This window comes from Sorangium sp. So ce394 (assembly GCF_051474665.1).
In the GTDB taxonomy this organism is placed as follows: Bacteria; Myxococcota_A; Polyangia; order Polyangiales; family Polyangiaceae; genus Sorangium; species Sorangium cellulosum_D.
Window position 1 is genome coordinate 664671 of record NZ_CP150339.1, and the last position, 18049, is coordinate 682719.

An 18049-nucleotide genomic window follows, 5' to 3' on the forward strand; every position below is an offset into this window, starting at 1 on the left:
GCCGCCCCACCCCGCCGGCGCCCGGGGCGCGGCGGCGAGCGCTCACTGGATCCCGTACTCCTTCAGGCGCCGGTAGAACGTCCGGCGCGGCAAGCCAACGACCTGCGCCGCCTTCACCCGGTTCCAGTTGCAGCTCGACAGCGCCACCAGGATCCGCTCGCGCTCGCTCGCCTTGTGCGCGTCGAGCGACGTCTCGACGCGGAGAGGCTCGCTCGACGGCGGGGCCCGGCCGGCGCTCGCTGGAGCCCCGCCGCCGAGCGGCGCGCGCGACGGGGGCGGGGCCTCGGCGCCACGGAGCGACCGCGGCGCCGCGTCGGGGAGCTCGAAGTCGTCGCTCTCCAGCTCGGGGCGGTCTGACAAGACCCACGCGTTGAGCAGCACGTTCTCGAGCTGCCGCACGTTGCCGGGCCAGCTGTACGCCGACAGCCGCTTCAGCGCGGCGCGCGAGACGCTGCGGCGATCCCGGCCGTAGCGCGCGGCGAAGATCCCGAGGAAGTAGTCGATGAGCAGCGGGATGTCCTCGATCCGCTGGCGCAGCGACGGGACCCGCACCTCGACGACGTGCAGCCGGTAATAGAGGTCCTCGCGGAACGTGCCGCGCGAGACCATGTCGGCGAGATCCCGGTGCGTCGCCGCGATGACCCGCGCGTCCACCGGCTCCTCGCGCGCGCCGCCGACCGGGCGGACGACCTTCTCCTGCAGCACCCGCAGCAGGCCGGCCTGCATCTTCTGCGGCATCTCCCCGATCTCGTCGAGGAGGATCGTCCCGCCGGTCACCTCGCGGAAGAGCCCCTTGCGGTCGCGATCGGCGCCCGTGAACGCGCCGCGCATGTGCCCGAAGAGCTCGCTCTCCAAGAGGTGCTCCGGGATCGCGCCGCAGTTGACGCCGACGAACGGCTTCTTCGCCCGCGGGCTCGCGTTGTGGATCGTCCGCGCGACGACCTCCTTGCCCGTCCCGCTCTCGCCCGTGATGAGGATCGGGATGTCCGTGTCCTTCACCCGGTCGATCAGCGCGTACACGCGGCGCATCGCCTCGCTCGTGCCGACCAGGCCCTCGTAGCCGAAATGGCCGCGGATCACCGCGCGCGCCGAGCGCAGATCCCGCCGCGTCGCGGCGAGCTGCGCGGTGCGGTGGCCGAGGAGCTCCTCCAGCTTCGCGCGCGCGGCGCGCAGCTCCTCGTTCGCGCGCTCCAGCTCCCGGGCGCGGCGCTCGTTCTCGCCGACGAGGCGCGCGGTCTCGATCGCGATCGCCACCTGGTCGGCCAGCGCCGTCAGCGTGGGGAGCTCGGCCTCGAACTTCGCCGCCGCGCTCAGGCGCGTCTCCAGGTAGAGCGCGCCGATCACCTGCCCGCTCCGCTGCCGGATCGGCACGCAGGCGACCGACTGCAGCATGAGCTGGTGGACCGAGACGTAATCGCTCATGCGCGCGTCGTCCCGCGCGCTCGCGGTCACGACCGGCTCGCCCGTGGAGATCACCCGCTCGGCGATCGAGCTGGAGAAGCGCGCGTGCGGATCGTCCCCGGCCTGGTCGCGCGAGGCGTGGATCGAGAGATCGACCGCGCCCTCGCCCGCGGCGGGCGGCGGCTCGCCGCGCGGCGGCCGCTGCAGGATGATGAACCCGCGCTCCGCCTGGAGCAGCGCGATCGCGTGATCGGTCACCTTCGCGAGCAGGCGCGTGAGGTCGTGCTCGCCCGCGATCTCCCGGTTGATCTCGAGCACCCGCGCCAGCCGGTCCTCGCCCGGCGGCGGCGTGGCGGCCTGGGACGCCGCGCCCTGCGCGGGCGCCGCGCCGGGCGCCGGCGCCGCGCCCGGCTGGGCGAACGGCACCGTGCGGCTGCTCATCAGCTCGAGCATCGCCGCCGCCCGGATCTCCTTGCGGCGCGCGTCGTTCCAGAAGACCTCCCGGAGGTCGCGCGGCAGCTTGGAGGCGATCTCCTCCAGCGTGATCAGCGCCTCCTCGCGGTCGTGGCGCGCCCGGATGAGGTGCCCGCGCTCCGTCTCGAGCTGCGCCCGCGCCTCGAGCGCGCGCCAGATCCAGTCGCGCTGGCCCGCCGCGCGCGCCGCCTCGAGCGCCTCGTCGTACGCCGCCCGGGCCCGCCGCTCGTCGCGCGCGAGCGCCGCGACGCGCCCGCGCGCGAGCGCGAGCAGCGCCCGGTGGGCGCCGGTCGTCCCGAGGCGCTCCGCCGCCACGTCGATCTCCTCGCCGAGCGCAAGCGGGTCCGCGCCGGCGCGCGCCACCGCGAAGAGCACGCGCTCGAGCCGCGCCTCGACCCCGTCGATCCGCCGGCCCATCGCCTCGTACGCCTCGGCGCACTCCAGGCAGAGCCGCTCGGCCTGCTCGAGGTCGCCGGAGCGCGCCGCGTGCTCCGCCTCGAGCGCGAGCAGCTGGGCGTGCTGCTGCGGCGCGAGATCCGCGCGCTGCGCCGCGAGCGCGTCGAGCGACACCCGGGCGCGCGCGAGCCGCCCGAGGTAGAGGTCGAGGTTCGCGAGGTTGAGGAGCGCCTGCCGGATCGTCGTCACGCGGCCCGAGCGCCGGCCCAGGTCGACGGCCGCCTCGAGGTGGCGGATGGCCGCGCCGAGGTCGCCCTGGAGCTTCGTGAGCGCGGCGAGGTTCAGGCGGGTCGTCGCGAGCGTGCCCGCGTCGCCGGCCTGCTCCGCCGCCGTGAGCGCCTCCTCGTAGACGGTCTTCGCCTCGCTGAGGCGGTCGTCCCGCTGGAGCGCGAACGCGAGCGAGACGAGCGCGACCGAGAGGATCCGCGGCTCGCCCGTGAGCCGCGCGAGCCGCACCGCGTGCTCCAGCGTGCGCTTCGCGTCCTCGTGCCGCGAGGCGAAGCTCTGCGCGAGCCCGCGCGTCGCCACCGCCTCGGCGACGATCGCCTCGGGCGAGGCGCCGAACGCGGCGGCCGTCGCGAGCTCGGGGCGCGGCTCGCCGGGGAGCTCCGCCTCGAGCTTGACCGGGCCCACCCGCTCGACGGCCTCGCCCGCGCGGCGCTCCGCCTCGCCGTAGTCGCCGGTGCGGAGCAGCGCCCGGGCCATCTGCAGCGACCAGAACGCCGCCTGCGCGCGATCGCCCGAGGCCTCGACCTGGTCCTTCGCGCGCGCGAGCTCCGCGAGCGCCCGCGCGGTGTCGCCGCGGTTCACGGCGAGCCGCGCGCGCGCGATCACCACGACGGGCGAGCCGTCGCCCTGGAGCCGGCCGAGCGCCTCCGCGGCCGCGTCGAAGTGGCCGCGGTCGAGCAGCCGGTGGATCTCCGCGGGCGGCAGCGCCGCGCCCTCGGCGCCGGCGCCGCCCGGCCCGGACGCCGCCGCCCCCGAGGCGGGGGGCGCCTCGAGCAGCCGATCGACGTCCTCGGTCGACGCGACGGGCGCGCGCGCGATGCGCGCGACGATCTCCCGGATGCGCGCGGGCCACCGGCCCGCGCGCGCGACGACGTGCGCGGCCACCGCGTCGCTCAGCGACAGGATGGTGCGCTGCACGAGCTCGCGGGCGACCTGCTCGTCGAGCGGCGCCATCTCGAAGCGCTGGAACCCGCGGGCGAAGTCGGCGGCGCGGCCGGGCGAGGGCGCGCCGGCCGCCGGGGCGCCGTCGGCGGCGCGCTCCCGCGGGTCCCCGAGCACGAGCACGAGCTTGCCGCCGGCCCTCCGGACCTCGTCGAGCCGCTCGATCTCCGCGTCGCCGAGCCGATCGGCGTCGTCGACGAGCGCCGTCACCCGGCCGAGATCGTGCGCCGACAGCTCGATCGCGAGCGCCCCGCGCGGGTCGGCCACGCGGGCTGCCTCGACCCACGCGACGGCGTACCCGCCGACCTCGAGCGACCACGCGATGCGCCGGAGCAGCGCGCTCCGCCCGGACCCGGGCGGCCCGGCGATCGAGAGCCCGGAGCCCGCGGGCAGCGCCATGATCTGCGCGAGCAGCCGGCCGGACGGCGCGTCCAGCCCCACGATCGGCCAGACCACCGCGCCCGCGCCGGCGTCGGGCCGCGCGCCCGGCTCGGCGGGCCCGGCGGGCTCCTCGCTCGGCCCGCAGGGGAGCCGCGCGGCGCGCCGGAGCGCGTTCGCGAGCTCATCCGCGCTCGGGTAGCGCGCGTTCGGCTCCTTGGCGGTGGCCCGGTCGACGACCTCCTGGAGCGCGCCTATGACCTTCGGATCGCGCGCGCCCTCGCCCTCGCTCTGGCGGAGCGCCTCGGCGAGGGTCGCGCCGAGCGCGAACACCTCGGCGCGGACGGTGAGCGGGTCGCCCTTGAAGAGCTCGGGGGCGGCGTAGCGGGGCGTGAGGCCCACGGGCCGCGAGCCGTCGTCGCGGAACGGCGCGGCGAGGCCGAGGTCGACCAGCGTGGCGCGCCCGCCTTCGCCGACGATGATGTTCGCGGGCTTCACGTCGCCGTGCAGCAGGAGCGCGCGGTGCAGGCGCGTGAGCTGGTCGGCCGCGTCGGCGATGGCCGCGAGGTGCCTGGCCAGGTCGCCCTTGCGCGCGAGCAGGTCGGCGAGGCTCGTCCCCTCGACGAGCTCGCGCACCATGAAGGGCCGCCCCGACGCGGGCAGCCGGCCGAAGCGAAGCACGCGCGGCACGCCCAGGCCCTCGACGCCCGACAGCGCCGCCGCCTCGCGGACGAGCGCGAGCACCTCCGGCTCGTCCGCGTCCTCGCCGAGCGTCTTCAGCGCGACCGCCTTGCCGGTGATCCGGTCGCGCACCGCCCACACCTCGCCGCCGCCGCCCTTTCCGAGCGTCCCGATCGGCTCATATCGCGGGGGGAACAGCGGGTGTGACGTCACGCGATCCCTCGATCAGAGGCCATATCCGGCGGACAGCCCGAAGAAGAAGCCCGTGATGGAGAATCCGGCGTCGAGCCGCGTCTGCAGCTGCTTGATCGGCTTGTACCGGAAGCTCACCTGCGGGAACGAGATCCACGGGAACACCGACGGCTTCGAGCCCCCGTTGACCCAGCTCGGCTCGCTGTAATCGCCGTAATGGTTGTTGGAGCCGTCGCAGTAGGCGCCGCCCGGGCCGCCCACGCCGGAGCACTTCCGCCACGCGCTCACGTCGTCGGGGCTCGGGTTCGACCCCGATGCGCCCGGGTACGCCTGGGCGCGGTGGAGATCGCCGAACACGAGGCCGAGCCCGACGCCGCCGCCGACGAGGAGCGAGAAGCGGCCCTTGTCGTCGATGGGGACGTCGAAGAGGAGGTCGCTCGTGAAATAGAGGAGCTTCATGTCGCTCGACACCATTTCCCAGGCGAACTGGTCGTCGTTCTTCCCCTTGAAGAGGAAGGGATCCATCGAGTAATCGGCGTAGGACAGCGCGAGATCGATCTCGAGCCCGTTCTTGCGCGAGGTGAACTCCGGGCCGATCATGAACACGTTCACCGTCGCGCCGCCGTCGGCGAACAGGTTGATCATGAACTTCGGGACGATGACGTTCCGGAGCCGGAGGCCGATGAACTTGTGGGCCTTGCCGTCCTTCTCGAACGGGCTGTTGTCGTCCGCGACCTCGGGCGGCGCTTCCGGCACGTCGTCCTTCGCGGCGGGCGCCTTGTCGTCCTTGGCCTGCTCATCCTTGGCCTGCTCGTCCTTGGCCTGCTCGTCCGCGGCGACGGCGTCGTCCGGATTGCTGCCGCCGCCGTCCTTCGACTGCGCGCGGGCCGTCCCGGCGAAGCACACGGCGCCGAGCAACGCGGCGAGCGCGGCGGCCCTGGCAGGCACCCCGACCGCGAGCAGCCGACCCATCTTCAAGTGGTACATTGTAGGTCACCTAGCGATGCGTAAGGTCAAGGCCGGATCCGGGCACGCACGGAACGAACGCGCCGAGGCCAAGCTCCGGTTCTCCGCGCGCCCCGGTACACCGGGGACCAGCCGAGGGGGAGGGTACACGAGACGCCGCGCGGTGTGACGCCTGCGGACCGCCCAAGGCAGAGCTTTTTCCACCCGGGCGTGCCCGAGCGCGCTCGCTCGCGCCCTGGCCTGGGCGGCCGTGCGACACCGGCGCTGGCGACGCCGCCGTGCCGGCGTCCCCGGCGCGCGAAGCGCGTCGGCCCGAGGTTGCGCACGGCAAAATAATCCGCAATAGACGGAAAGGATGATCCTGCATCAGTCTCAGGTCGAGCAGACGGTCGACCGCGATGAGCGGGACAGGTTCATCAAGGAGCTCGTGGTGGTGCGGGTCCGCAGCACGGCGGTCGAGGTCGCGCCGGCGAGCCGCGGGATCGAGGGGGCGCGCGCGCCGGGCGGGGAGGACCCGACGGTCGACCGGGAGCCGGTGGTGCACGACGTGCCGCTCGCGATGATCCGGAAGCGCAGCGCGCGGCTGCGGAGCACGGTGGCGAGCGTGCTGCTGATCCACGGGTACGGCCAGAACCGGTACATCTGGCACCTGCCGTCGCGCAGCTTCTCGAACTACCTGGCGCGGGCGGGCTTCGATGTCTTCAACCTGGATCTGCGCGGGCACGGGCGGTCGCGGCACCTCGGCGCGCGGCGGCCGGGTCACGTGACCGATTTCGTCCGCGAGGACGTGCCGGCGGCGATCGAGGAGGTCCGGCGCATCTCGGGCCCGCGGCCGGTGTACCTGATCGGGCACTCGCTCGGGGGGCTCATCAGCTACGCGACGGCGCCGACGATGGGCGACGCGGTCGGCGGGATCATCACCCTCGGGAGCCCTTACCTGTTCACGCACGGGTCGCGGGTGCTCGAGCTGGTCGGCCGGCTGATGCTGACGGTCGATCAGCGGGTCCCGCTCGGGCAGGGGGCGCTGCCGCTGTCGGCGTGGGGGGAGCCGTTCCGGTTCGTGCGCGCGTTCATCGAGAGCCCGATCTTCCCGCTGCCGATCCGCGGGTTCGTCCCGGGCTCGATGGAGACCCGCGTGCTCACGCAGCACATGTCGCTCGCGATGGACAGCGGCAGCATCACGGTGCTGCGGAACATGTTCCTGGACGCGGCGGCGTCGCGGAAGAGCGGCCAGCACATGGGGAGCCTCTTCGGCTACGCCAAGGCGTTCGAGGGCCTGGATCTGCCGCTCCTCGTCGTCGCCGGCGCGCACGACGACCTCGCGCCGCCGGCGTCCGTGAAGCCGGCCTACGATTTCAGCCGGTCCTCGGACAAAACGTACCGCGAGTTCCCGCGCGGACATCTCGACATCGTGGTCGGGAGGGACGCGCCGCTCACGGTGTGGCCGCTCATCGAGGCGTGGCTGAAGACGCGCATCCGGCGCGCGGCGGCGCGGGAGCGGGAGCGGCTGAGCGCGTAGGCCGCCGCGGGCGCGCGCCGCTCCTTTGCTTCTGCGCCAGCGCGCGCGGCTCCTTTGCTATCGTGCCCGCATGGATATCGAGCTCCGGCAGATGGCGGCCGAGCAGCACGCCGAGTTCCGTCAGCCCATCCTCACCGCGTTCGGCATGCCCACGACCCCCGAGCGCCTCGAGGGCGTGAAGCGCCTCCCGGAGCTCACGTCGCGCATCGGCGCCTACGAGGGCGCGTCGGTCGTCGGGGCCGCCGGCTCGTTCGCGCTCACGATGACCACCCCGGGCGGCGCGGTGCCCGTCGCCGGGCTCACCATGGTCGCGGTGAACCCGACGCACCGCCGCCGCGGCATCCTCACGCGCCTCATCCGCCGGCACCTCGACGACGCGCGGGCCGAGGGGCGGCCGATCTCCTCGCTCTGGGCCACGGAGGGCGGCATCTACGGCCGCTTCGGCTACGGCATCGCGTCCCAGGCGTGCTCCATCTCGATCGAGCGGGATCGCGCCGCGTTCCGCCACGAGGCGGGCGCAGAGGGGCGGGCGCGGCTGCTCGACGAGGCGGCGGCGATCGAGGCGTTCGCGCCGGTCTGGGAGCGCGCCCGCGCGTTCGCCCCCGGGATGCTCGCGCGCTCGAAGGTGTGGTGGCAGGTCCGCCGGCTCGCCGACAACGACTTCACCCGCCAGGGGGGCGGCCCGCTCCAGCGCGTCGTCATCGAGGTCGACGGGCGCGCGGAGGCGTACGCGCTCTACTGCATGCACCACAAGTGGGACGCTTCCAGCATTCCGGTCGGCTCGCTCCGCGTGATCGAGGCGATCGGCGCGACGCCGCTCGGGACCCGGCTCATCTGGCGCTACCTCTTCGACATCGACCTGGCGCAGCGGATCGAGGCGAGCCTCCTGCCGCCGGATCACCCGCTCGGCCTGCTCCTCGTCGAGCCGCGGCGCCTGCGCCTCACGGCGAGCGACGGGATCTGGGTGCGCATCGTGGACGTCGAGGCCGCGCTCGCGGCGCGCGCCTACGGCAGCGCCGAGGCGCTCACGCTCGAGATCGCCGACCGCGATTGCCCCTGGAACGCCGGCCGGTTCCGGCTCGACGGCGGCGAGCGGCGCGCGGCGCGGACCGGCGCGGCGCCGGACCTCCGCCTCGACGTCGCGGCGCTCGGCTCGGCGTACCTCGGCGGCATCTCGTTCCGGTGCCTCGCCGACGCCGGCCAGGTCGAGGCGCTCTCCGAGGGCGCCGTCGAGCGCGCGGACCGGCTGTTCCGCGCCGCGCGCGCGCCGTGGTGCCCCGAGATCTTCTGAGGGCCCGCCCCCGATGACGCTCCCGCTCCGCGGCGTCTACGCGGTGACCCCGACGCGCCGCCGCCGCTTCCTGTGGGCCGCCTGGTGGACGGCCGAGCCCGCGCGCGAGCCGTTCCGCCCGCCGGACGCGAGCCAGGGCGGCGCGCGGACCGTGGAGGAGGCGAGGGCGCAGGCCGAGCGCGCCGCCGGGCGCCCGCTCGTCGAGATCGAGCCGGCGTGGGCGACGGCCTGGACGCGCATCCTGCGCGGCGAGCCCCCGTGGCCCAAGCCGCGCGCGCGGCGGGAGGCGCCCCCGCCGCCCGCGTCCGAGCCGTCGCGGCGCGCCCCGTCGCGGCCCGCGTCCGCGCGCGGCGTGTCGCCGTTCGCGGTGCTCGGCCTCCCGGAGGCGGCCGGCGCGGCCGAGGTCCGCCGGGCGTTCCGCCGGCTCGCGCTGGTCACGCACCCCGATCGCGGCGGCGACGCCGGCGAGTTCATGCGCGTCAAGTGGGCCCACGACGAGGCCATGTCCAGGGTCTCGCGCCCGAAGCGCCGGGCGTAGAGCGGCGGTCACCCGCTTCGGATACGGGCCCATCTCGACGTTTTCGGTGCTCAGCGCACCGGAGTGCGCTTCCGCGCCGAAAACGCCGAGCTGGACCCGTCTCCTGTGCGGGTGACCGCCGCTCTGTAACGCATGTACTAGAGACGGGCGAAGACGGCTCTAGACTAGCGTTTCACCGCCTCCGCGACCTTTCCCGCCTCGTCGAGGAGGGGCGCGTACTCGCGGCCGAGGAGGGGGTTTTGGCGGAGCGCCCGCTCCAGCGCGGACCCGGCGCGCAGCGAGAGCTCCCGGCGCGGCGCCGGCTCGGGCTCCGCCTTCGCCTTCAGCAGGAGCAGCGCGCCCTGCTCGGCGATCGCCGCGGGGAGGGCCGGGTCGATGGCCAGCGCGCGATCGATCATCGCGAGCCCGGCCTCGACCTCCGCGCGCGCGTCGACGAGGCTCGGCGCGGCCGAGGTCGCGCGCAGCCGGTGGACCTCGGCCAGGGCGCCGAAGATCCGCGCGTTCCGGTCGCTCGACCCGAGGGCCCGGAGCAGCGCGCGCTCCGCGGCGTCGAGCGGCGGCGCCGGGCTCCGGCCCCGGGACGCGAACCACCGCGCCGCGAGCAGGTCGACCTGGCCGAGCGCGAGGAGCGCCCCCGCGCTCGCGGGCCTCGCGGAGAGGACGCGCTCGACCGCGCCCCGCGCCGCGCGGAGCGCGGCCGCCGGATCCTCGCCGCGGTCGAGCGCCCACCGCGCCGCCTCGAGGCGCGCGAGGCCGGCCCCCTGCTGCGCCTCGAGATTTCCCGGGCGGAGGCGCATCGCCGCGCCGTACCCGTCGAGCGACCGCGCGAGCGAGACCTCGGGGCTCTCGCCGGCGAGCCGCTCGTACCGGCCCTGGATCAGGTAGGCGAGGGCCAGGGCGCCGTGGGCCGGGTGGCTGTCCGGGCGCAGCCGGAGCGCCGCCTCGAGGTTGTCCTTGGCGAGCTCGAGCGACTCCTCGGGCGGCGTCCCGTGATCGAGCTCGTACTGCGCCCGCTGCGCGTAGAACCAGCCCTGGTTGAGGTGCAGCGGCGCGTCGTTCGGCGCGATCTCGATCGCCCGCGCGGTGTGCGACGCGCTGAGCTCGAAGAGGGGGAGGGGGTCGGCGCCGCGGGACGCGCTGTCCTCGGCCATCATGCCGTAGGCGATGCCGGCGTCGTTCCACGCCCAGAAGGAGCTCGGGTCGAGCGCGAGCGACCGCTCCATGCTCTCGACCGCGCGCCCGAGCGAGGGCCGCACGTCGAGCCCGAGGGAGCTCTCGTGCGACGCGAGCAGGAAGATGCTCGCCCCCATCGCGCCGTGCGCGGTCGCGTCCGACGGGTCGCCCAGCACCGCCTGCTCGCTCTCGGCGATCGCCTGCACGAGGTCCGGCCGCGGATCCGCGCCGCGCGCGAGGTCGCGCCTGGCCCGGTGCACGAGGGCCCAGGCCTTCTTCGCGTGGGCGCCGCTCGCGCGCGGGTTCGCGCGGAGCGCCTTGTCGCAGCGGGCGATGATCTGCGCGAAGAGCTCGTCGGCGCCGCCGCCGCGCTGCGCCTCGATCAGCATGATCTCGCTCAGGGCGCGCGCGGCCGCCTCGTGGACGTCGGGATCGCTCTCGGCCATCTCCGCCGCGACCTCGTACGAGGCGACGGCGTCCCGGAACTCGACGAGCGCCGCCTCGGGCTCCCCGAGGTCGCGCGCCGCCGCCCCCTTCGCGAGCAGGATGTCGCCCTCGAGCATCTTCGCCTCGTACTCCCAGGGCGATCGCGCGAACGCGCGCCGCGCGTCGGCGAGCGCCTCGTCGAAGCGCCCCTCGTAGAGCCCGATGAGCGCCGCGGTGTACGAGGACGGCTCGGCGGCCGAGCGCGCGCTGTCCCGGAGGTGCTTGAGCGCCGGGAGCCTGTGCCGCTCCTCGAGCTCGAGCTGATGCGCGGACCGCTCCCCCTTGTCGGCGAGGCGCCGCGCCCGGTCGAGCCCTTTTCTGTAGAGCATCCCGTGCACGAGGCCCGCCGCGAGCTTCGCCTCCCGCGCGGCGTACCCGCTCGCGAGCGCGGCCTCGAGGTGCGAGAGCGCCTCCTCGGGCTCGTGCAGCGCGAGGTGCCCGCGCCCGAGCGCGTAGTGGCCCGGGCCCTCGACGAGATCGCCCCCGGCGTCGCGCATGGCCTGCATCTTCCGGTCGATCTCGCCCATGCGCGCGCGGATGACCTCCTTTTCGCGCGACACCTCGTGGAGGGGGAGCGCGTACGCGTAGCGCATGAAGAGCTCCATCTCCTTCACGTCCTGCCCGAAGCCCTGGGCCAGCGACGCCATGTGCGCCGAGCGCTCGGCCTGGCGCGCGGCGGCGAGCTTCGCGCGCAGGGCGACGGCGCCCGAGAGGGCGAGCACGAGGAGGGCCGCCGCGGCCGCCGCGACCGCGAGCTTGTGCTTCTGCGCCCGCTTCAGCGCGCGGTAAGCGAGGCTCGCGGGCCGCGCGTCGATCGGCTCGCCCGCGAGGTAGCGCCCGAGATCGAGCGCGAGCATCTTCGCGGAGTCGTACCGCCGCTGGGGCTCCTTCTCGAGGCACTTCATCACGATGGTCTCGAGGTCGAGCGGGATGCGCCTGTCGATCTGGCGCACCGGTACGGGCAGCTCGTTCGCCACCCGGGCGACGAGGCTCGTCACCGACGGGTCGACGAACGGCGGGCGCCCGGCGAGGATCTCGTAGAGCGTGGCGCCGAGGGAGTAGACGTCGGTGCGGCGGTCGAGCTGGCGCTGGCCGCCGGACACCTGCTCGGGCGCCATGTACGCCGGCGTCCCCTCGCTGCTGGTCGTCGCCCGGCCGTCCGCGGCGATGTCCCGCGCGAGCCCGAAATCGAGGAGGTAGGGGCGGAAGGCGCCGTCGGCCGTCCGCTCGACGAGGATGTTCGCCGGCTTGATGTCGCGGTGGATCAGCCCGAGCCGGTGGGCGGCGTGGAGGCCGTCCGCCACGTCGGCCACGATCTTCACCCGCTGCTCGAGCGACGTCTGCTGCGCCACGCGGTGGAGCGGCAGGCCGTCGATGTACTGCATGGCGATGAACGGCTGACCCTGCGCCTCGCCGACCTCGTACACCTTGCAGACGTTCGGGTGCTCGACCCGGGCCTGGGCCTGCGCTTCCCAGATGAAGCGCTGGGCGAGATCCGGGTCGTTGCCCCGGATGAGCTTGAGCGCCACGTACCGCTGGAGCCGCGGGTCCTTGGCCTTGTAGACCGTGCCCATGCCGCCCCTGCCGATGAGCGACACGCACTCGTAGCGGTCCCAGTCGCGGATGGGAAACCGGCTCGGCACGCGCGACGACGGCGGATCGACGCACGCGAACACGGTGTCCTGCGTGGCGCCCGAGCCTCCCGGCGCCGCGGAGCGCGACGGCCCGCTCTCGGGCGCGAGCGGGACGGGCCTCGACGTGGGCTCCGGGTCCGCCGGACGCGCGACGTTCGCGCTCTCCTGGCTCGCTCTCCCCGCTCGGCTCATGATCCGGACCCTCTTCAACATCGAAGGCGGAGCCCCCCGGGCTCTGGGCGCCGATCCCGCCCGAGGAGGGGCGCGACGACCGCGCGCGAGCCGCTGCACGATTCATAGCTCATCGCCCGCGAGCGCACCGACATGAACCTTCGCCTCCGCACCTGCCTCGGCAGCTCCCAGCGCGATGGCCTCGACTCGCCATCTCCCGAACGCCTGGTCGCCAGCCAGTGAGCGTCTCGCCTGGGCGTGAGCTACGAGCGATGTCGTTACAGAACTGTCGTGCAACGGTAAGCTGTAGTTTATGTCCATGTCAACACCCGGGCGGCCCGAGCCCCGGTATCGTGCTGTCGTTCAGGACGGCGCCGAGGTGCGATGCTAGCCGCGGGGCGATGTCCGCGCGGCGGGCGCGCAGGTGCGGGGGGCGCGCTGCTCAGGGCGGACGCAGGAGGTTGACGCGAGCGACAACGTCCGTGGCGATTTTGGTGAGGCGCACGACGTGACGCCGGGGTGGGTCCAGATGCGATGCTGCGGATGGGCCCGCTTCCGGGGCGCTCAATACTTGACGGTGCAGCCGAACGCCTCGGTCTCTTTCGTGGAGACCGGCTTTCCGGCGGTGAGCTCGGCGAGCGCCGCATCGACGTAGTTGGTGACCTGCTCGTCCGGCTCGGGCTCACCGCCCTTCGTGCTGTCGATGGCGCCCGCGTAGACGAGCGTGCCCTGCGGGTCGATGACGTACATATGCGGTGTGCGCTGGGCGCCGTACGCGCGCCCGACATCGCCCTTCTCGTCGATGAGGAGCGGGTAGCTCATCCCGAACTCCTGCTTTGCTTTCACGTTCTCCTCCCGGGTGGTGCCCTGCTTGCCCGGAGCGCCCGAGTTGATGGCGAGCCACACGACGCCCTTCTGGATGTGCTGCGCTGGCACGCCCTTCAGGCCGCCCTTCCTGTGGGAGAGCTGCACGAACGGGCAACCGGGGTTGAACCACTCGAGCACGACCGTCTTGCCCTTGTAGTCGGCCAGCTTGACGGGCTTCCCGTCGAGGTCCGGCAGCGTGAAATCGGGCGCGGGCTGGCCGATCTTCGCCTGGGTCGCCGGCGCCTGGGCCGCCTTCGCCTCCGCGGGCTTCGCCTCGGTGGCCTTGGCGGGCTGCGCCGCCGCGGCGCCGTTCGCCGCCGGCGCGCTGGGCTCGCCGGGCTGAGTGCACGCCGCGAGCGCCGCGGCGAGGAAGGTCAGGGGAATGAGCTTGTGCATGCCGAGACGCTTACCACGCCCCAAGAGGAGCGCATGCGTCAGGGGAACTCCGGCCAGCGATCTCCCGTCGCCCACCGGTACCGCAAGCCGAGCTGCCCGAGATCCGCGCCCAGCAAGCCGAGCCGATCCGGCGTCGCCGCCACCACCATCGCCGTCGCCACCGCGTCCAGGTGGTGTGTCAGCGCGATGGCCAGCATCGGGCCGACGCGCACGACGACGCTGCCGCGGCCGGGGTTGCCGATCACCTCGGCGGCGGCGCCGAACCGGAGCTCGCCGAACTTGTCCATCTCCCCCATGAACCCGAGCCGCGCGCGGTAGAGGTACGGCGGCTTCATCACCGTGTGGAGCGCCTCTTCGTAGAGGTAGAACCCCTCGGGCGCGCCGAGCACCGCGTAGCCCGTGGCCACGCCGAACAGGCTGCCTCCGAGCAGGGGTATCGAGCCCGACACCTCGATCTCCCCCGCGACGTAGCGCGACAGGGGACCCTGCATGAGCTCGGTCTCCCTGCGCGTGTACGACGCCCGGGGCTCGAGGAAATACTGGCTCGTCGAGAAGGCGTATCGCGCGCCGCCGCGGATCTCCACGCTGGGCAGCGCCGCGCGGAGGCCGACGTACTCCGCGCCGCCGCTCGGCGACACGCTCGCGTAGCCCTCGATCCCGAGCCAGGACCAGTGCGGCTTGCCGTAGCCGAGCGCGAGGCTCGGCCGGTAATAGATGACGCCGAGCTCCAGCACCGCGGAGACGAACGGGCGCGCGCCCGCGCTCCGCGCCCAGTACGAGCGCTTCTGGAGCAGGTCGACCCCCGAGGACACCGGCGGCGCATCGGCGGCGGGCGGCGGCAGGTCGGCCGGGTCCTGGGCGCGGGCCCCGGCGGGCGCGAGGGCGAGCGCGGCGAGCGCGGCGGCGGCGGCGGCGAGCGTGCGGCGCAGCGCCATCGCTAGAACCTGCCCACGAGGTACCCGCCGAGCGGCGCGGGCACGAAGCGGATCGAGACGCCGTCCCCGCGCGGCGCGCGCGCCGACGTCGAGCCCGGGGCGCCGCCGCGGTAGTGCAGGAGCCACGGGAGCCCGAGGCCCGTCAGGGCGCCGACGGCCGCGCCGGTGAGCGCGTCGGTCGCGAAATGCTGGTCCGAGACGACCCGCAGCGTCGCCACGGCGGTCGCGGTGCCGAGCGACGCGGCGCACGCGAGCGCGTCGGGCGCGCCGCCGCCGTACAGGGGCAGGTGCGCGTGGTGCGAGCACACGAGGCCCGCCGCCGTGAACGCGGTCGAGCTGTGGCCGCTGAAGAAGCTCCGGTAGCGCTTGCTCCCCCGGCAGTCGTGGTCCTGCTGCTCCTCCGGCCCGGTGCAGCCGGCGCGGTAGGGGCGCTCGCGGCTCGTGAGCCCCGCGACGACGCCGTTCAGCGCCGCGTTGAACGCGAGCGCCTCGATGTCGATCATCGCGATCTCCCACGCGACGCTGCCGCGCCCGTGCCCCCACCAGGTCACCAGCAGGGCGTCCACCGCGAGGTGGTTGGTCATCAGCGTGAGCAGGAGATCGCTCGCGTCCCGCGCCGTCTCGCGCTGGCGATCGCTCCGGATGCGGAGCGCCTCTCGCGCCGAGCCGTCGAAGCCGTTCACGGTCGTCCACCGGCCCTCCGAGGGCGGGATGGCCAGCGTCCCGAAGGCGGTCGCGGCCAGGAGGCCCGTGGCCACGTACTCGCTCACGCGGAAGCGCGGCCAGCGCGGGTCCCACGCGACCTCGCGCCGCGCGCGCTCCGGCGGCGCCGCGGTCGTCCATGCGGCCGCCGCCGCGCCGGGCGTCGCCGGGGCCGGCTCGGCCTGCGCCGCGCCGGGCGTCGCCGGGGCCGGCTCGGCCTGCGCCGCGCCGGGCGTCGCCGGGGCCGGCTCGGCCTGCGCCGCCGCCGCGCCGAGCGTCGCCGCCGCGGCGAGCGCGCCGGCGGCGGACCGTAGGGCAGCGGTGCACCTCAAGGGGCGGACCGCGCGATCAGAAGTCGGGGTGGCCGATGACGAGGAACTCCAGCGGCCCGGCGCCCGCGTTGCGCAGCCCGTGGTGCACGTTCTTGTCGACGTGCATCATCTGGCCGGGGCCGAGCGGCACCTCGCGGTCGCCGACGATGCCGAGCGCCTTGCCGGACAGAATGTAGATGGTCTCGGTGGTCTCGGTGTGGAGCTCGCGCGAGATCTCGCAGCCGGGGTCCATCGTGCCCTTGTAGAAGCCGAAGGCCTGCCCGAGCCCCTTCCCCAGCAGCTGCGCGAAGAAGACGCCTCTGTTGGGCAAATACTCGGTGGCGTCTTCGTCGGCCGCGGTCAGCACCACGGCCCCGTCGATCTGCTGCCTCATGGCGATCCTCCTCCTCGGCGGGTGAAGCTGCTGGAGAATCCATCAGTTACAGAAGCGCACGGCGTCCTGTCAACGGCGCTCCGCGCGAGGATCGCGACCGTGACGGTGGCATTTCAGAACGGCAACACCACGCTCGCGGCGGCGCGGAGCTCGTAGCTGAACGACATCGTCTTCAGCCCCTTCGGCGGCAGCTCGACGCGGCCGCGGAGGAAGCCGTCCTCCTCGTCGAGCGTCCAGCCGGGGGCCTCGCCGAGCGCGATCTCGACGTCGGCCACCTCGCTGACCGGGATCCGCTCGGTGACCAGCACCCGCTTCACGTCGCTGGAGAGGTTGGAGAGCGAGAGCTTCACGCGTCGGCGGATCTTGCGGCTGCCGGTGATCGCCGAGGTGTCCTGCTCCTCGTCCACGGTGCGCCGCACGCGCACCGCGTCGTCCACGCCGAAGCCGAGCTCGAACGGCTCCCCGGCGCCGACGAAGTCGAGCCGGGCGCGGCCGATGAGGCTGCCGCCGCGCGCGACCTTCACCGGGCCCGCGAGCAGCGGGCGCGGCCGCCCGCCGGCGCCGCCGCCGTCCAGCGTCACGGTCGCGCGCAGGTGCGCCGCGGGGTGGGCCTCGGGGTACAGCACGAGCGCGAGCTCGGCCGGCAGCGCGCGCCGCGCGATCTCGATGCGCGTCGGGCGGCCGTCGGAGGGCAGGGTCACCGGCTCCGCCGCCTCGAAGATCAGCGGCTCGCCCCCGTCGTCCACCCCAGGCATCTCGTCGACCGCCCGCGCCCCGCGGCCGAGCCCGGCCGTGGCGATGGCCTGGTCGCGCGCCTCGACGACGACGCGGCGGCGGTCGACCTCCGCCCTGCGCCGCGCGCGGAGGACGTCGTCCGCGAGCAGCGGCGCCTCGGCGCTCCGCGACGGCCGCGCGGTCGAGAAGCGCGCGGTGACGTTCTCCCAGGCCTCGCCCGTCGCCTGCCACGCCGCGGCCCAGGTGGTGAGCTCGACCGAGCCGCCGGCGCCCTGCGCCCCGGCGCCGCCCGCGCCGGCCGCGCTGGCCGCAGCGGCGCCCGCGGGAGCGACCGAGAGCCGCGCCAGGTGCTCGGGGCGCCAGATCGCGCACGCGACGCGGTACGTCAGCTCGATCTCGACGGGCTGCGGCGCGGGCGCGTGCACCTCGACCTCGACCACCGCCTCGTAGCGCGGCTGCTCGATCGACCCCTCGCGCAGCCGCGCCGCGGCGCGCCGGGCGTCGTCCTCGGCGTGCGCCCGCGCCGCGCGCGCGTCGGCCGACGCGCCGAGGGCCTCGGCCAGCGCCGCGTGCAGGGCCTCGACGCCGGCGCGCCACGAGGCGAGCCGCGCGGGCTCGCCGGCGTCCTTCGGGACCTCGCTCATCGCCTGCGACCACTTCGCCAGCAGCTGGTCGAGGTGCGCCTCGCGGCGCGACGCCCGGTCCCGCGCCCGCTCGGCGGCGCCGGCCCGGCGGGACGCCTCGCGCTGCTCGCGCGAAAGCGCGTCGATCGCCTCGCGCCCGAGCGCCGCCTCCCGGTGCGCCCTCCACCGCACGCGCGCCGCCGTCACCCGGACCGCGCCCTCGGCGCCCGCGCCCGCGACGCGCGCCTGCACGGTGCGCTCGTCGACGAACACCGACACCCCGCCGATCGCGATCCACTGCGCCCCGGCCCCGACCTCGACGCGCGCGGCGCGCACGACCTCGGCGCGATCCTCGAACAGCGTCACCACGCGCGCGGCGCTCGGGTGAGGCGCCCCCTCGGCGGCGCTCGCGCCGCCTGCGCTCGCGCCGCCGGCGCCCGCTGCGCCGGCGCTCGCGCCGCCCTCGGCCCCGCCGCCGGCGTCCCCTCCGCCGGCGCTCCGCTCCGCCCGGTCCGAACCGCTCGCACTCGTCACCGTCGCCATGGCGCGCCTATTT

The 18049-nt window shown here is 75.0% G+C and carries 11 protein-coding genes; 3 read left to right on the forward strand and 8 right to left on the reverse strand.

Features of this window, described 5'->3' with window-relative positions; all coding sequences use genetic code 11:
- Positions 1-42 precede the first annotated feature (42 nt).
- Together WMF33_RS02500 and WMF33_RS02505 are read right to left on the reverse strand one after the other, a co-directional pair.
- Positions 43-4773, reverse strand: coding sequence for a sigma 54-interacting transcriptional regulator (locus WMF33_RS02500; RefSeq protein ID WP_437335646.1), 4731 nt, complete (start codon positions 4771-4773; stop codon positions 43-45).
- 12 nt (positions 4774-4785) lie between these two features.
- Complete coding sequence (locus WMF33_RS02505; protein WP_437335647.1) at positions 4786-5739, reverse strand: hypothetical protein; 954 nt, start codon at positions 5737-5739, stop codon at positions 4786-4788.
- 334 nt (positions 5740-6073) lie between these two features.
- Between WMF33_RS02505 and WMF33_RS02510 the strand changes: the two genes are divergently transcribed.
- From WMF33_RS02510 to WMF33_RS02520, 3 genes are all read left to right on the forward strand, one after another.
- Entirely contained in the window at positions 6074-7237 is a 1164-nt protein-coding gene (locus tag WMF33_RS02510) for an alpha/beta hydrolase (protein ID WP_437335648.1), read from the forward strand.
- A gap of 70 nt (positions 7238-7307) precedes the next feature.
- Positions 7308-8528, forward strand: a complete 1221-nt coding sequence (locus tag WMF33_RS02515; RefSeq protein WP_437335649.1) for a GNAT family N-acetyltransferase — start codon at positions 7308-7310, stop codon at positions 8526-8528.
- Between the two features lie 13 nt (positions 8529-8541).
- Positions 8542-9066 (forward strand): J domain-containing protein, encoded by a 525-nt coding sequence (locus tag WMF33_RS02520; protein WP_437317717.1) that lies wholly within the window; start codon positions 8542-8544, stop codon positions 9064-9066.
- Positions 9067-9230: 164 nt separating this feature from the next.
- On the opposite strand, the gene WMF33_RS02525 is transcribed toward WMF33_RS02520, so the two are convergent.
- From WMF33_RS02525 to WMF33_RS02550, 6 genes are all read right to left on the reverse strand, one after another.
- A complete protein-coding gene (locus tag WMF33_RS02525) occupies positions 9231-12551 on the reverse strand; it encodes a protein kinase domain-containing protein (RefSeq protein WP_437335650.1) in 3321 nt (1106 codons plus the stop codon).
- Positions 12552-13094: 543 nt separating this feature from the next.
- The gene (locus tag WMF33_RS02530; RefSeq protein WP_437335651.1) at positions 13095-13793 is read right to left on the reverse strand and encodes a thioredoxin family protein; all 699 of its coding nucleotides are present in this window, start codon (positions 13791-13793) and stop codon (positions 13095-13097) included.
- A gap of 38 nt (positions 13794-13831) precedes the next feature.
- Positions 13832-14728 (reverse strand): hypothetical protein, encoded by an 897-nt coding sequence (locus tag WMF33_RS02535; protein ID WP_437335652.1) that lies wholly within the window; start codon positions 14726-14728, stop codon positions 13832-13834.
- A gap of 2 nt (positions 14729-14730) precedes the next feature.
- Positions 14731-15762: a phosphatase PAP2 family protein gene (locus WMF33_RS02540; protein WP_437335653.1), complete on the reverse strand. Its 1032-nt coding sequence runs from the start codon at positions 15760-15762 to the stop codon at positions 14731-14733.
- A 16-nt stretch (positions 15763-15778) separates the two neighbouring features.
- A complete protein-coding gene (locus tag WMF33_RS02545) occupies positions 15779-16135 on the reverse strand; it encodes a cupin domain-containing protein (protein ID WP_437335654.1) in 357 nt (118 codons plus the stop codon).
- Positions 16136-16248: 113 nt separating this feature from the next.
- Positions 16249-18036, reverse strand: coding sequence for a DUF4139 domain-containing protein (locus WMF33_RS02550; protein ID WP_437335655.1), 1788 nt, complete (start codon positions 18034-18036; stop codon positions 16249-16251).
- Positions 18037-18049: the final 13 nt, after the last annotated feature.

What these genes read in the sequence shown, in the direction of transcription:
- WMF33_RS02545 (WP_437335654.1), bottom strand. Translation starts at nt 16,135, where the DNA reads ATGAGGCAGCAGATCGACGGGGCCGTGGTGCTGACCGCGGCCGACGAA.
- WMF33_RS02515 (WP_437335649.1), top strand. Translation starts at nt 7,308, where the DNA reads ATGGATATCGAGCTCCGGCAGATGGCGGCCGAGCAGCACGCCGAGTTC.
- WMF33_RS02520 (WP_437317717.1), top strand. Translation starts at nt 8,542, where the DNA reads ATGACGCTCCCGCTCCGCGGCGTCTACGCGGTGACCCCGACGCGCCGC.
- WMF33_RS02530 (WP_437335651.1), bottom strand. Translation starts at nt 13,793, where the DNA reads ATGCACAAGCTCATTCCCCTGACCTTCCTCGCCGCGGCGCTCGCGGCG.
- WMF33_RS02525 (WP_437335650.1), bottom strand. Translation starts at nt 12,551, where the DNA reads ATGAGCCGAGCGGGGAGAGCGAGCCAGGAGAGCGCGAACGTCGCGCGT.
- WMF33_RS02510 (WP_437335648.1), top strand. Translation starts at nt 6,074, where the DNA reads ATGATCCTGCATCAGTCTCAGGTCGAGCAGACGGTCGACCGCGATGAG.
- WMF33_RS02505 (WP_437335647.1), bottom strand. Translation starts at nt 5,739, where the DNA reads ATGTACCACTTGAAGATGGGTCGGCTGCTCGCGGTCGGGGTGCCTGCC.
- WMF33_RS02535 (WP_437335652.1), bottom strand. Translation starts at nt 14,728, where the DNA reads ATGGCGCTGCGCCGCACGCTCGCCGCCGCCGCCGCCGCGCTCGCCGCG.
- WMF33_RS02550 (WP_437335655.1), bottom strand. Translation starts at nt 18,036, where the DNA reads ATGGCGACGGTGACGAGTGCGAGCGGTTCGGACCGGGCGGAGCGGAGC.